This window comes from Brucella sp. NBRC 113783, from assembly GCF_040372265.1.
Lineage (GTDB): Bacteria > Pseudomonadota > Alphaproteobacteria > Rhizobiales > Rhizobiaceae > Brucella > Brucella teleogrylli.
In genome coordinates this window covers 997,668-1,011,664 of record NZ_BAABRX010000001.1, presented here as the reverse complement: position 1 = coordinate 1,011,664, position 13,997 = coordinate 997,668, and the positions used below count along the sequence as shown (strand labels likewise).

Sequence of the window (13,997 nt, the reverse complement as noted above, 5' to 3'; positions counted from 1 at the left end):
GACGGTCCACACTCCCGTTAGGCTGTAGAGTGGATATATTGCACGATGTTCGATTCTCGTGAAAAAATTGCGCTTTTTATTGACGGCGCCAATTTATACGCAGCATCCAAGACTCTGGGCTTTGACATCGATTACCGCAAGCTTCTGAAGGCGTTTCAGAAGCGCGGTTATTTGCTGCGCGCTTATTATTATACGGCGCTTGTTGAAGATCAGGAATATTCCTCGATCCGCCCACTGATCGACTGGCTGGATTATAACGGTTACAAAGTCGTCACCAAGGCCGCCAAGGAATTCACCGATTCGACCGGTCGCCGCAAGGTGAAGGGCAATATGGACATCGAACTCACCGTCGATGCCATGCAGCTCACCGACACGGTTGATCATTTCGTCATCTTCTCTGGCGACGGCGATTTCCGTTCGCTCGCAGAAGCCCTGCAGCGCAAGGGCCGCAAGGTTTCCGTCGTTTCGACGCTGACGACCCAGCCCGCGATGATCTCCGACGAACTGCGCCGTCAGGCCGATCATTTCATCGATCTTGTTTCGCTGAAGGCTGAAATCGGTCGCGATCCTTCGGAGCGCGCGCCACGCCGCCAGGACGACGATCTCGAAGAGAATTATTGATATCGGTCAGGGTTCGATCCATGCACCAGCATGAATTTTGAGCCCTCCCGACGAATAATCCACTTTTCTACCTGAATCAAAAAGAGCGCCTGACGGCGCTCTTTTTCCTTGGAATGCGATCAGCCCCGGTCGCGGAGCAAGCGGGCCTTTTCGCGGCCCCAATCGCGCTTCTTTTCCGTCTCGCGCTTGTCATGATTCTTTTTACCGCGCGCCACGGCCAGTTCCAGCTTCGCGCGTCCGCGATCGTTGAAATAGAGCTTCAACGGAACGACCGTCATACCGTCGCGCGATACGGAGTTGAACAGGCGCGATGCTTCGCGGCTGCTCACCAGAAGCTTCCGCAAACGGCGCGGCTCGTGGTTGAAGCGATTGCCCTGCGTATATTCCGGAATATAAGAGTTGATCAGCCAGAACTCGCCATTCTCGAAGCTGGCATAGCTTTCAGCGATATTCGATTGATTGGCGCGCAGGGACTTCACCTCGGTGCCGGTCAAAACCAGACCAGCCTCGAGCGTGTCCAAAATCTCGAAATTGAAGCGCGCCTTGCGGTTTTCCGCGATGATCTTGCGTGCAGGGGAATTCTTCGGCTTGTTCATAACTGCACTATATAATGTGTTGCATTTAAAATGAAAACGCTCCCGCGACGGCGGGAGCGTAAAAATCAGCAGCTTGCAATTCTTTTAACGAGCAGCCACGCTAATGCCTGCTCAGTTGATGAGACCTGCATGCTTCATGGCGTGATCGATCTTCTCCGCCGTCGAAGCTTCGACCTGCACCATCGGCGAGCGCAGGCTGTTTTCGACGCGCCCAAGACGCGACAACGCATATTTCGGGCCAGACGGGTTCGGCTCGATGAACAGCGCCTTGTGCAGCGGCATCAGACGGTCCTGCAGTTCCAGCGCCTTGGCGAAATCGCCAGCCTGGCAGGCATCCTGAAACTCGGCGCATAGACGCGGCGCGATGTTCGACGTCACCGAAATGCACCCTACCCCGCCATGGGCGTTGAAGCCGAGCGCGGTCGCATCCTCGCCCGAAAGCTGGATGAAATCCTTGCCGCAGGTGCCACGCTGTTCTGAAACGCGCTCGATCTTGCCGGTCGCGTCCTTCACACCGATGATGTTCTTGTGATCGCGCACCAGAGCGCCCATCGTTTCCGGCGTCATGTCGATGACCGAACGGCCCGGAATATTGTAGATGATGAGCGGAATGGAGATCGAACGCGCAACCTGCGAGAAGTGTTCGTAAAGTCCACGCTGGGTCGGCTTATTGTAATAAGGGGTCACCACCAGCACGGCGTCGGCGCCAGCCTTTTCGGCATGCTGCGCGAGTTCAATCGCCTCGACAGTATTGTTCGAGCCGGCACCTGCAATAACCGGCACGCGACCGGCGGCCACTTCGATGCAGACCTCGATGACGCGCTTGTGCTCGTCATGGGAAAGCGTCGGCGTTTCGCCGGTGGTGCCAACGGGAACCAGACCTTTGGTGCCCTCTTTTATCTGCCAGTCAACGAATGCACGAAAAGCTTTTTCATCGAACGCTCCTTCACGATCGAATGGCGTGACAAGCGCGGTAATTGAGCCCTTCAGCATCAGTAACTCCTGAAAAAGATAGACAGAACCTCAAACCGCAGGGGCGCTCGACCTCATATGCGGTTTGCGGAGGCGTTGAACAATAGTCTTGCAGCACGAATGGAGCAAGCACATTGCAAGCGGAAAACAGGGGTATTACGGCAGATTTGCGACGAAAATTCCGGCTTTATTCCAATGTCATCTTCGCTCATCCCGACAGCCCGTAAAGCCCGGTATTCCGCATGGCCGTTTCGTCCCCGTTTGCACTATCTTATAAAGCTTTTATTAATCATAGTTTCATTCCTGGGGGCCTATCCTTGACGACAAGATATGCGGGCGAAATGAAAGGCTAACAAAAGCCGAATTTTGCTAACATATTTTGCAGCAACCAAGTCCCGGCTAGCCGGATTTTTGTTTCAGAGTGCGGATGTCTAAAGAAGTCGTAGCGATCAATATCAGACGAAAAGCCCTGCTTGCAGGATGCCTTATTGCGGTTGCCGTGCAGCCGTCGGCGTCGTTTGCGCAGTCGTCACTGCCGACTCAAGTGCCGACCCCGCTCGTGCGCCCGTTTGCGCCTGCCGCAGCACCGTCTCCGGCGTCGCCGATGAATCTCGTGACGCCAACGCCGCGTCCCACCCCGCCCGATCCGGTTATCACCTCGTCATTCAGCCGCGTGGAAAACCCGGCGGCCATTGGCGGCACGCTGAAAAGCGGGCTTGATGCGCTTTATTCGAAAGATGTTGCAAGTGCGGTTGCCTTTCGCAACGGCATGCCACGCGGTTCGCTCGACCGGCAGATTCTGACCTGGGCCATTGCGACCTCGGGCGTCGAAGGCGTCACCAGCAGCGAAATCGCCGCTGCGACTGCCGAACTGCCCGGCTGGCCCGGCATTTCCACGCTTCAGCGCAATTCTGAACGCGCTCTATTCAAGGAAAACCCGCCTGCGGGAACCGTCATGGCGGCATTTGGCAGCCGTCGCCCGGTGACTACCGAAGGCATGATCGTGCTCGCTCGCGCCTATGTCGGTATCGGCAATCCCGGCAAAGCCCACGAACTCCTGTCTCCTTGGTGGGCAACGCAGCGCCTCTCGTCTGAAGACGAGCAGAAAGTGCTGAAGGAATTCAACGGCATCCTGACACGGGAAGACCATCAGCGGCGTTTTCTGCGCGCGATCTATAATGACCGTATGGCATCGGCAAAACTGCTTGCCGGTCCCGCGCAAGCCCAGTCGCTGTATAATGCTTTTGCAGCCGTCTCGCAGAAATCGCCCACCGCAGCGGCGACGATTGCCGCCGTGGACCGTTCGTGGCAGGCGAATGCGGCCTATCAGTTTTTGAAGATTCGCTATCTGCGTCGCACTGAGCGCTATGATGACGCGACCGAGTTGATGCTGAAAGCGCCGCGTCAGGCAGCCATGCTGGTCGATCCGGACGCATGGTGGACCGAACGGCGTATTCTGTCGCGCGAGTTGCTTGATCTCGGCAAGCCGCAACTGGCCTATAAGGTGGTCGCGGCCCACGCTGCCGAATCGCCAACAGTTGCCGCCGAAGCGGAATTTCATGCTGGCTGGTATGCGCTCCGCGCGCTCAAGCAACCCAAGACTGCCGCACCGCATTTCGCCAGAATTGCCGAAATCTCCGCCCGTCCAATTTCCGCGTCCCGCGCCTATTATTGGCTCGGACGCGCTGCGGATGCGGGAAGCGGCGGCAATGCGCGCGATTTTTATCGTCGCTCGGCCCATTTCGGCACGACATTCTATGGCCAGCTTTCCGCAGCCAAGCTGGATGAAAAGGCGCCGGAACTGATCTATCCGAAGCCGACCGAGACGGATCGCGCGCGCTTTGCCAACCGCCATGCGGTGCAAGCCATCAAACGTCTCGAACAAATCGGTTATGCCACCAAGGCGACATCCATCTATACGCAGCTTTCGCAGGAACTCGACAGTGTCGGCGAACTGGCTTTGCTGGCCGTCATGGCAGAGCGCAACGAGAACCATTATCTGGCACTGCGTGTCGGCAAAACCGCAGCCCTGCGCGGGCTGGATGTGGGTGCGCTTTCGCATCCGCTCGGCGCCATTCCGGCCAGCGCCAATATCAGCGGCTCGGGCAAGGCGCTTGCCTATGCCATCGCGCGTCAGGAAAGCGAGTTCAATGTCGGCGCAGTTTCGAAGGCCGGCGCACGCGGACTGTTGCAGCTGATGCCTGCGACCGCCAAGAGCGTCGCAACGCGCAACGGCATGCCCTTCTCTGCACCGCGCCTCACGAGCGACGCAGGCTATAACGCGACGCTCGGCGCGCATTTCCTGGGTGAACAGCTCGACCGTTTCAACGGTTCTTATGTGCTGACTTTCGCCGGATATAATGCTGGACCGCGCCGCGCTTCGGAATGGGTCGAGAAATATGGCGATCCGCGCGGCCAGTCGATTGAAGAGGTCGTGGACTGGATCGAGCGCATTCCCTATTCGGAAACGCGCAATTATGTGCAGCGCGTGATGGAAAATTACGAGGTCTATAAAGCGCGCCTGACCGGTTCCGCCGATATTGAAACCGATCTGGTTTACGGGCGCCGCTAGAGCGGTTCCGATTATGCTTCGGATTTTTTCGTAGGCTTTGCCTTCGGCTTGGCTGGAGCCTTCCTGGCTCTGGCTGGCCGTTTGGCCGCTGGCTTGATCGTGGTCTCCACAAGCCTTTCTGCCTGGCCGATCCAGTTTTCGCGCACGATTCGGCGCGGGAACCCGATGTGACGTTCGACCCATGCAGCTTCCTCATCCGACCAGTTTGCGATCTGGTCATAATGATAGACGCCAAGCCCATTCAGCATCGATTGAATAGCCTTGCCTATTCCGCCGATCACGGTCAGTTCGTCTGCCTTGCCTTCGCGCGGCGCATCCAGCAGTTCCGGGCGGCCCGGATCGTCCGGCACACTCTGTTCTTCCGGTTGGACCAACTGCACCGGCAGCGGCCCGCCAACAACTTCGGCATCCGGCACAGGCGCTTTCTTCGGCGTGCTCGCCTTTACGGGCTTCTTGTCTTTCGCAAGCGGCGCGGTCACCGCCTCTTTCACAGGCGCGGGCTGAACCGGCTCCGGCTTCTCATCCACGGCTGGTGCCGAAAGCGCAGCCGCGACGATTGTGCGTTCCTCGTCGGTCATGGCCTTGTTCTTGCGTCGGAACAATCTGCCCAGAACGCATCCGACGATAAACGCCACTGCAACAAGGATCGCCAGTTGAATGATCAGCAACGGCATATCGGTTTCCCTCGTATTCTGTACTACGCGCCCTAACCTCTCGATTCGGCGCATTTTATCTCTCGGCTCGCTTTTGAAGCCCACGCAGTTCGGAATGGCGGCTCTATTTACGACCGCTCAGCCATCCGACAACGATCCCGATCAATACCGCCGCGAGAAGAACGGGCCAGAATGTTTCAGCAAGATAAAGCATCAAAACCTGCACTGGGTTTCATAGGTCAATTCCAATCCGTCAGTCATAATAAGAAAGCAAAAATTGAAACAGCGAAACTGTCATTTTCGAACAGGAAAGTCGCTGGATTAACCTGCCGCCACGGAAGCTTTAATCCACAGAATCACGGCTCAACCAAATCTGATGCCGCAAGCTTCAAATCGAACGGTAGCGGCTTGGACAAAATATCCGCCATCGACTGATACTCCTCGGCACTTGCCGCCTTCCCTTTTATCGAAAGCGATCCGTCCGTAATCGTTATCTCGCCATCGGCAAGCCCTTTGGTCAAAGAGAGCGCAAACAGCACACCGTCGGAAAAATGTGGCCAGCTGCCGCGCGCCAGCGCCATTTCATCGTCGAGCGACAGGCCCGGTGCAGCCGCTTCCGCAGCCTCCATAATCCGGTCGCGCAAGGTGCTTTCAGGGATAGAGCCGGTGAAAACCAAACCGTCATTGCTCTTCTCTATCTTAAAAACATAAGGCGACGCGGCCGGCAGAACCGATGTGAGGTCGGTGATGTCGTTTACTCCCCACACAGCGCTCAATGCAGCACGTGCAGCGTCTTGCGCTGCCGGGTCGGGCGCGATGCCCTTCAGGGTGACATCGCGGCCTTCAATATCAAAACCCGTCCAGACATAGGGCGCCAGCGCTTCGGAGGTGCGGCTGGAAATATCGGTCTGAACACGATCCACGCCGAACCACAGCGCCAGCGCCGTCAGTGTTGCGGTCCACGTTAGCCCCGGCCAGAACCAGCTTTTCATGTCGCCTCACCTTCCGTGTCTGTGATCCGCTTCGTCCGAGCGGCGCATTTCAATAGCTCGTTCGTACAAAGACAGGACATTCCACAAATGCAAGAGCCGTTCGAATCAGAGAACAACAAAAAACCCGGCAGCTGAGCTGCCGGGTTTCCTGTAACCAATCCGTAAAGGATTAGAACGAACGCTGGAAGCGGATGGTGCCGCCGATTGCGTCCTTTTCGGTGATGCCACCGTCATAGGCGCGCCAGTCGTTGCTGAAGCGGGTGTAGTTGATTTCTGGCGTAATGGTGAAGCCAGGAACCAGCTCGTAAGCAACGTTAGCAGCAATTGCGGTCTTGCCCCAATCGTCATGCGCGCCCTGAAGGTTGAAGACAGCCTTGTCGGTTGCCTTGAACTTCAGACCACCCCAGACAGCCCAATCGCCGCCCCACTGGCCGTACATCTGGTCCGGATTTTCTTCCGAAGCGTATGCACCCTGCAACCAAACCGAGAAGCGGTCGGTGATGTTGACGTCGCCACGAACCTTGGCAGCCCACTCTTCGATGACCGAGTCGTAAGCCACGACGCCAGCGATCGAACCCCAGCCGCCAGCATACTTCAGGCCGCCAACAACGTGTGGCATGTAGCCGTCGATTGCGTAGTCGCCAGCGCCCGTAAAGCCACCGTCGTTGTCCGCACCCTGTTCAAGAGCGATCACAGCCGAGAAGCCGTTGCCGCCAGTGAAGGTGTACGAGATCTTGCCCGTGCGGTATGCGCCAGCAGAGACCACGTCATCGTTGATGATGTCGCCGAGGTAACCGGTGAAGGTGTGGAATTCCGACTCATCGATACCGACCTTCAGGCCGCCGAGTTCGATATAAGCGAACTGCATAACGACGTCGGAAGAGTTCGAGCCATAAACGCCGTCTTCACGCGAATTAGCCGAAGCATAGTTGAAGCGGGTTTCGGTGAAGGTCTTCAGCGTGCCGAGTTCGGTTTCCGAAGCGGTCGAGGTGCGGAGCGCGAAACGAGCGCCCTTATCCCAACCTTCACGGTCCTGACCGGAATAGACGTTGTCGCCGCCCTTTACGTCGTAACGGACGTAACCATGGATGCGCAGGCAGGTTTCGGTGCCCGGGATGTAGAAGTAGCCAGCGCCGTATGCGTCGCAAACGCGAACATATTCAACGGCTTCGGGCTCTGGCGCGACGATTGCGTCGGCAGCCTGAGCGCCGGAAGCTGCAACCAGAGCTGCAGCGGAGCCGAGAAGAAGGCTCTTGATGTTCATTTCTGACCTCCAGTCAAGAATCGGAGGGAAACCAGAAAATACCTATAAATCAGTATGTTACGTATTTTCGAGATTCAAAGTGTCAAAAACGCTCGCATCGCACGGCCTGAATATGCGTCGAGAAACGGCTCAAAGAGACGATACTATCGATGATTTTGGGGAAGGAGTTGGAAAGCTGATTGCAGCTAGTGGCGGAGAGGATGGGATTCGAACCCACGAGACCCTTATGAGGTCTACTCCCTTAGCAGGGGAGCGCCTTCGACCACTCGGCCACCTCTCCGGTAAGGGCGAGATAGCCGGTACGCCGAGGCATTTCAAGCGATTTACGCAACAGCTGGTAAAATTTCCTGCGAATTACACGCATTATATATAAGGCAACCATGGTGCAGGCTTGATTTGCGGCGTTTCGGCTATGCGCTCTTCATTGGTCCGTCGCACAATCATGCCATTCAGAACATTAGAGATTCGGCCTCTCACAAGAGGAATCACCAAGTTACGGACATCCGCAGGACACTTTCTGTTCCCAGGTGGCAAATGGTGGAATCTCGACGCTGTTTTGGCGCTTAACTTAAAAAAATCTACGTTTTCAATCGTTAAGATCGGTTAATTCGTGGTTAGGAATGTTAATAAACTCTAAAGAAGGGCCACCAAAGCTGACAATTTCGTGTCTTTTCTGCAACAACCATTCTGCATAGAGGGCTTGCCGGGGCGGGTAAGCCGTATTCGCAGTTGAAACGAGGGAACGGGCGAGTATCTTCACATCCAGAAGAAGGAGCGCTTCGGGGCGACTTTTTCACAAGGGGATGGGGACAGGTTGTCCTTCAGCCAAATCAAAATGCCCAGACCCGTTTTTAACTTTGACTGGAGGTCAGAAATGAACATCAAGAGCCTTCTTCTCGGCTCCGCTGCAGCTCTGGTTGCAGCTTCCGGCGCTCAGGCTGCCGACGCAATCGTCGCGCCAGAGCCCGAAGCCGTTGAATATGTTCGCGTTTGCGACGCATACGGCGCTGGCTACTTCTACATCCCGGGCACCGAAACCTGCCTGCGCATCCATGGTTACGTCCGTTACGACGTAAAGGGCGGCGACAACGTCTATTCGGGTCAAGACCGTGAAGGTTGGGACAAATCAGCTCGCTTTGCACTCCGCACCTCGACGGCTTCGGAAACCGAACTCGGCACACTCAAGACCTACACTGAAACCCGCTTCAACTACCTCGCGAACAACTCGCGTATAGACGGCGTATACGGCACCACCGATTCTGAAGTTGTACTTCAGTTCGCTTATATCGAACTCGGCGGCCTGAAGGTCGGTATCGATGAGTCGGAATTCCAGACCTTCACCGGTTACCTCGGCGATGTCATCAACGATGACGTGGTCGCAGTTGGCGGCTATCGCACGGGCAAGATCTCGTACACCTTCACCGGTGGCAACGGCTTCTCGGCTGTGATCGCTCTTGAACAGGGTGACGACGGCTTCACCATCGACGGCTACATGCCGCACGTTGTTGGCGGCCTGAAATATGCAGGCGGCTGGGGTTCGATCGCTGGTGTCGTAGCTTACGACTCGGTCATCGAAGAGTGGGCTGCCAAGGTTCGCGGCGACGTCAACATCACCGACCGTTTCTCGGTTTGGTTGCAGGGCGCGTACTCGTCGGAAGAATCTCCGCTGCAGATGTACGGCCAGTGGGGCGGCGATTGGGCTGTCTGGGGTGGTCTGAAGTTCAAGGCAACCGACAAGGCTGTCATCAACATTCAGGGCGCGCATGACGACTGGGGCAAGACCGCAGTTACGGCCAACGTTGCTTACGAACTGGTTCCTGGCTTCACCATCACGCCAGAAGTTTCCTACACCAAGTTCGGCGGCGAATACCGTAATGTCGTTGACGAAGACAACGCTTTCGGCGGCATGGTCCGTTTCCAGCGTTCGTTCTAATCAGATCGAGCTTGAACAGAAAGACGCCAGCGGGAAACCGCTGGCGTCTGCAATCGTAGAATCGTTGTTCACAGAGTTGTGAAACCACCCGCCTCGAAATGGGGATTTCGGCCGGTGGCGATGAGGGGAATTACCGAGAAACAGAAAGATGGGGACAAACGGGGGGCCTTAAACAAGGATCGCACCATGTCTCTGCATAAAATTAGCCTACTTATCTTGTGCTTCTTAAATTATTCCATTAGTTGTGCAGCCCGGAGAATGCCGGGGGGCGCAAAATGATAACTATTGGGGAAACCAAAGTCGGTTCTGGTGACAAATACGCGCCAATCATCGACTACAATCTGAACTACGCATCCGACAGAAGCCAAAACCATCGCCTCGTGGAGAAATTCTCCATCGCCGAGTTGACGGGAAAATATATAAACATTCTGTGGGATGACGGCTCGCACAAGTATAATGTGAGGTCGTTTCTCGGCGAGATTGACGAAATTCTGAAGGGCGAACGCTTTTCAGGTTTCGATCAGGAAATGCTTGATTCCCTTATTGGCACGCTCCGTGAGCGCGGCAACAGCAATGCAACCATCAACAGAAAGATGGCTGCGCTGAGCAAGCTGCTGCGAAAGGCGCATAAAATGGGGGATATCTATAGTCTGCCGGAGTTCGTCCGACAGAAAGAACGGGTCGGACGCATCCGTTTCCTCGAATATGAAGAAGAAAAGCGCCTGTTCGCCGCAATTAAATCGCGCTGCGAAGACAGTTTCCGTCTTGCCGTATTTCTGGTTGATTCGGGCTGCCGTCTTGGCGAAGCCATCGGTTTGACCTGGAACGATTTGCAGGACCATCGCGTCACCTTCTGGCTCACCAAATCCAACAGAAGCCGTACCGTTCCCCTCACCCGCCGTGCTGCAAAGGCAACGAAGATCGCACATGAGCGCCTCAAAGGCCCATTCTCGATGCTCAATCAGGTTCGGTTCCGCCAGATCTGGAACGAAGCCAAGATGGAAGTCGGCCTGGGCACTGACGATCAGGTCGTACCGCATATTCTGCGCCATACCTGTGCTTCGCGCCTCGTTCGCGGTGGGATCGATATCCGCCGTGTGCAGATGTGGCTCGGTCATCAGACACTGCAAATGACCATGCGATATGCGCATCTGGCTACGCATGATCTCGATTCCTGTGTGAAAGTGCTGGAGATTCACTAGGGATTTCCGGCCAACGTCTGGAGCGCCGACAGGGACAAATCGGGACACATCTGATTTCGATTACGCTGCGGTGCGAGAATCGTAAACAAAAACAACGCGATTGGATTACTCCACGCGGACGCAGCCCTTCGTAGAGTTGTGGTTTAATGCCTTAAAACATGTCTTCCATATTTGACTGCATCCTCTTCTCGCGACAGCACTGGAAGCGGAACTCTTAATATCGGCCTCATCTGCCATTGCGGTTCGGAAGCCGAAACGCACCTCCTTAATGGAGCGGTGCGAATTCCTCAGTCCTTACGACCACGCATTCTTCTGTGGTTTCCGCTTTGCGTCGGGCACGCCTTAGCCGGCCAGTGATTGAAAACACACTCCGAAAAAGCGTCCTCGCCTCCTACTATCGCGCCTCGAACCTTTATCGACCGCCTTCGTCAAAACGACACGACGGAACACGCCGCACAGCTGATCGCAATAAACCTCGCATCAACAGTACCCGATTGAAAATCCGGGATCGTCAGCGCTTTCTCAGCTAAATGAAATTGATGCGTTGACCACATCACGAATGCCGCCAACCCTGATCACCTATTTTAATATCCAGCAAATGGACCGCTAAACACGCCTTTCTCACCATTCTGGTGGAACCGACGGGCAGGTCTTGCTATGCCTGATTATCGGGAGGACGAACGGCCATGCGGCAGCAGTTGCGGACCATCTCGCCCGACCGAGCCGCCTTCATTGCCTGACGGAAAGCTGACTGGATATCGCCATGGGATCACCCCGCCTCACGCCTCTTGTGGAAAAGCTGCCTTCAACCGTGCCGTTTGTCGGCCCCGAAACGCTGGAATTGCAGCGCGGCAAACCGTTCAAGGCCCGCATTGGCGCCAATGAGAGTAGTTTCGGCCCAGCACCTTCGGTGATCGAAGCGATGCAGCGCGAAGCTGCAGAGGTCTGGAAATATGGTGACCCGGAAAATTACGAACTGCGCCATACCATCGCCGGGCATCACGGCTTGAAAGCCGAGAATATCATGCCCGGTGCTGGCGTCGACGCCCTACTTGGTCTGGTCGTTCGCCAGTATGTTCAAGAGGGTGACAAGGTCATCAACTCACTCGGCGGCTATCCGACCTTCAATTATCACGTCGCAGGTTATGGCGGCGTGTTAGTGACGGTGCCTTATCGCAATGATAAATCGGATCTGGATGGCCTGCTCGCTGCTGCAAAGCGCGAGAATGCAGCCATCGTCTATGTGGCCAACCCGGATAACCCGATGGGGACCTGGCACGAAGGCGCCGACATTCAGTCATTCATCGACGGGCTTCCGGAAACGACGATGCTCATTCTGGATGAAGCCTATTGCGAGACCGGACCGGATTCGGCCTTCCCACCTTTCGAAACAGATCGCCCAAATATTCTGCGCATGCGCACCTTCTCCAAGGCTTACGGTTTGGCGGGCATTCGCTGCGGTTATGTCGTCGGCAGCACTGAAGCGATCCGCTCATTCGACAAAATCCGCGACCATTTCGCCGTCAACCGTGTCGCGCAGGCAGCAGCTATCGCAGCGCTGAAAGATCAGGCCTATCTCAAGGACGTTGTCGGCAAAATCCATGCCGGTCGCGACCGTATCGCTGCCATTGCCGCGGCCAATGGCTTGAGCGCCATCCCTTCGGCAACCAATTTCGTGGCTATTGACTGTGGACGCGATGCAGCCTTCGCCTCCGCCATTATGAATGGACTGATCGCGCGCGATGTTTTCGTGCGTAAGCCCGGCGCACCGGTTCTCGACCGCTGCATTCGCGTGAGCGTGGGAATCGAAGAGCAGCTGGATGTCTTCGAAGCCGCCCTGCCCGGCGCATTGGAAGATGCCCGCCAGTCCGTCAAAAGCACCGAAACCGTTTGAACAGCGAGCCATCATGTCCAGTTTATTGAATGGCAGACCCTATAACGTTCTTTTCAGCACGCTCGGTGGCCTTTGCGGCGCGCTAGCAATTGCTGCCTATGCGGGCGCTGCCCATGGGGGTGAAAACCACCTCGGCAGCATAGCACCTTTGCTTCTGGGGCACGCGCCAGCCCTGCTCGTGCTGGCCCTATTGGCACCTGCAAGCCGCGCAGCCATGATCGGCGGCGCACTTCTGGTCGTAGGCCTTGCACTCTTCTGCGGTGATCTTTTCATGCGCGATATCACCGGCAATCGGCTGTTTCCCCTTGCCGCGCCGACAGGCGGAAGCCTGATGATTCTTGGCTGGCTCGGTGTTGCGCTGACCGGCTGGTTTTCACGACAAAAATAAAGGGCCTCACGGCCCCTTTTTCTTAAAGTGTGTCGCGTTCAGTCATATTCACGCGACACATTTTAAGCTTTTGTTTTTACGCATGTCTCCCGAAACTGGTTCCCACTTCGGGAGACATGCTTTAGATCAGGAATTGCCCTTGAGGCGTGCATTGCAAAGGCTGTAATAGCCGCCGCCCTTCTGCACCCACTTCAGGCCGCCAAGTGCATTGGCATCCTTCAATGCGTGATACTGCTCAAGGCAGGTGTGCATGCGCGCCTTGCCAGCCGATTCATTCGAATATTTCGCAGAAACGGCAGTTGGGAACTTCACGCCCTTTGGAGCCGCGACGGTTGGTGCAGCAGGTTCGCTATTGCCATCCGTGCTGAGCGCAATCGGATCGGCTCCGGCGCCGCATTCGGCCTTACGGAAATCGTTCCACTTCACGCCACCATCTGTGCCTGCGTCCTTGGCAGCCTGATATTTGGCGCTGCACTGCTTCATCGTCAGGCCCTTGGCGCTGTCATCAGCGGCAGGAGCTGCCGTTTTTGCAGCCTTGGCGGCTGGCGCTGCTGCGGCAGGTGCCGCCGGAGCAGCTGCAGTATCGTCGTCGCCGCACTGCGCTTTGCGGAAGTCGTTCCACTTCAGATTGCCGAGCGTTCCGGCGTCTTTGGCGGCCTGATACTTGGTGCTACATTCCTTCATCGTCAACGCGCTTGCAGGCGACGAGAAGGTGAAAGCCGCTGCACCCATAATGATGGCGGTGCCTGCCAAAGCTGTGATGGTTCGAATGGACATTGCGTCACTCCCTATCGAATACGGCCCCTTGGATCGCGAGACACCGGATTGATGCTTCCCGACCAATCTCTATTGCATATGCAGGGATTCTATATTCCTCAGCATATGCCGGAATTAAGAAGAACGCAGGCCC

At 56.1% G+C, this 13,997-nt stretch carries 12 protein-coding genes and 1 tRNA gene; 6 read left to right on the top strand and 7 right to left on the bottom strand.

What is annotated here, in order from left to right; genetic code table 11:
* The first annotated feature begins 45 nt into the window (after positions 1-45).
* Positions 46-621 (top strand): LabA-like NYN domain-containing protein, encoded by a 576-nt coding sequence (locus ABWW11_RS04655; RefSeq protein ID WP_109368640.1) that lies wholly within the window; start codon positions 46-48, stop codon positions 619-621.
* Between the two features lie 119 nt (positions 622-740).
* Here the strand turns inward: ABWW11_RS04655 and smpB are convergent, their stop codons facing one another.
* Together smpB and dapA are read right to left on the bottom strand one after the other, a co-directional pair.
* Positions 741-1,217 (bottom strand): SsrA-binding protein SmpB, encoded by a 477-nt coding sequence (gene smpB / locus ABWW11_RS04650; protein WP_109368639.1) that lies wholly within the window; start codon positions 1,215-1,217, stop codon positions 741-743.
* 111 nt (positions 1,218-1,328) lie between these two features.
* Complete coding sequence (gene dapA / locus ABWW11_RS04645; protein ID WP_109368638.1) at positions 1,329-2,210, bottom strand: 4-hydroxy-tetrahydrodipicolinate synthase; 882 nt, start codon at positions 2,208-2,210, stop codon at positions 1,329-1,331.
* 406 nt (positions 2,211-2,616) lie between these two features.
* Between dapA and ABWW11_RS04640 the strand changes: the two genes are divergently transcribed.
* The gene (locus ABWW11_RS04640) at positions 2,617-4,761 is read left to right on the top strand and encodes a lytic transglycosylase domain-containing protein (RefSeq protein WP_121535564.1); all 2,145 of its coding nucleotides are present in this window, start codon (positions 2,617-2,619) and stop codon (positions 4,759-4,761) included.
* Between the two features lie 11 nt (positions 4,762-4,772).
* Here the strand turns inward: ABWW11_RS04640 and ABWW11_RS04635 are convergent, their stop codons facing one another.
* The 4 genes from ABWW11_RS04635 to ABWW11_RS04620 all read right to left on the bottom strand — a co-directional run bounded on the left by ABWW11_RS04635 (position 4,773) and on the right by ABWW11_RS04620 (position 7,950).
* Complete coding sequence (locus ABWW11_RS04635; RefSeq protein WP_121535561.1) at positions 4,773-5,435, bottom strand: helix-hairpin-helix domain-containing protein; 663 nt, start codon at positions 5,433-5,435, stop codon at positions 4,773-4,775.
* A gap of 335 nt (positions 5,436-5,770) precedes the next feature.
* Complete coding sequence (locus ABWW11_RS04630; protein WP_319080398.1) at positions 5,771-6,406, bottom strand: BON domain-containing protein; 636 nt, start codon at positions 6,404-6,406, stop codon at positions 5,771-5,773.
* 169 nt (positions 6,407-6,575) lie between these two features.
* Positions 6,576-7,670 carry a porin gene (locus ABWW11_RS04625; protein ID WP_121535555.1) on the bottom strand — a complete coding sequence of 365 codons (1,095 nt, stop codon included), beginning with the start codon at positions 7,668-7,670 and terminating at the stop codon, positions 6,576-6,578.
* A gap of 189 nt (positions 7,671-7,859) precedes the next feature.
* A tRNA-Ser gene (locus ABWW11_RS04620) sits at positions 7,860-7,950 on the bottom strand.
* A 594-nt stretch (positions 7,951-8,544) separates the two neighbouring features.
* Between ABWW11_RS04620 and ABWW11_RS04615 the strand changes: the two genes are divergently transcribed.
* The 4 genes from ABWW11_RS04615 (at position 8,545) to ABWW11_RS04600 (ending at position 13,087) form a co-directional block, all read left to right on the top strand.
* Positions 8,545-9,603, top strand: a complete 1,059-nt coding sequence (locus ABWW11_RS04615) for a porin (protein ID WP_121535552.1) — start codon at positions 8,545-8,547, stop codon at positions 9,601-9,603.
* A gap of 275 nt (positions 9,604-9,878) precedes the next feature.
* Positions 9,879-10,805, top strand: coding sequence for a tyrosine-type recombinase/integrase (locus ABWW11_RS04610; RefSeq protein WP_109368632.1), 927 nt, complete (start codon positions 9,879-9,881; stop codon positions 10,803-10,805).
* A gap of 763 nt (positions 10,806-11,568) precedes the next feature.
* Positions 11,569-12,699, top strand: coding sequence for a pyridoxal phosphate-dependent aminotransferase (locus tag ABWW11_RS04605; RefSeq protein WP_319081234.1), 1,131 nt, complete (start codon positions 11,569-11,571; stop codon positions 12,697-12,699).
* Between the two features lie 13 nt (positions 12,700-12,712).
* Complete coding sequence (locus ABWW11_RS04600; RefSeq protein ID WP_109368630.1) at positions 12,713-13,087, top strand: DUF423 domain-containing protein; 375 nt, start codon at positions 12,713-12,715, stop codon at positions 13,085-13,087.
* Positions 13,088-13,213: 126 nt separating this feature from the next.
* Here the strand turns inward: ABWW11_RS04600 and ABWW11_RS04595 are convergent, their stop codons facing one another.
* Positions 13,214-13,864, bottom strand: a complete 651-nt coding sequence (locus ABWW11_RS04595) for an antifreeze protein (protein ID WP_109368629.1) — start codon at positions 13,862-13,864, stop codon at positions 13,214-13,216.
* Positions 13,865-13,997 lie beyond the last annotated feature (133 nt).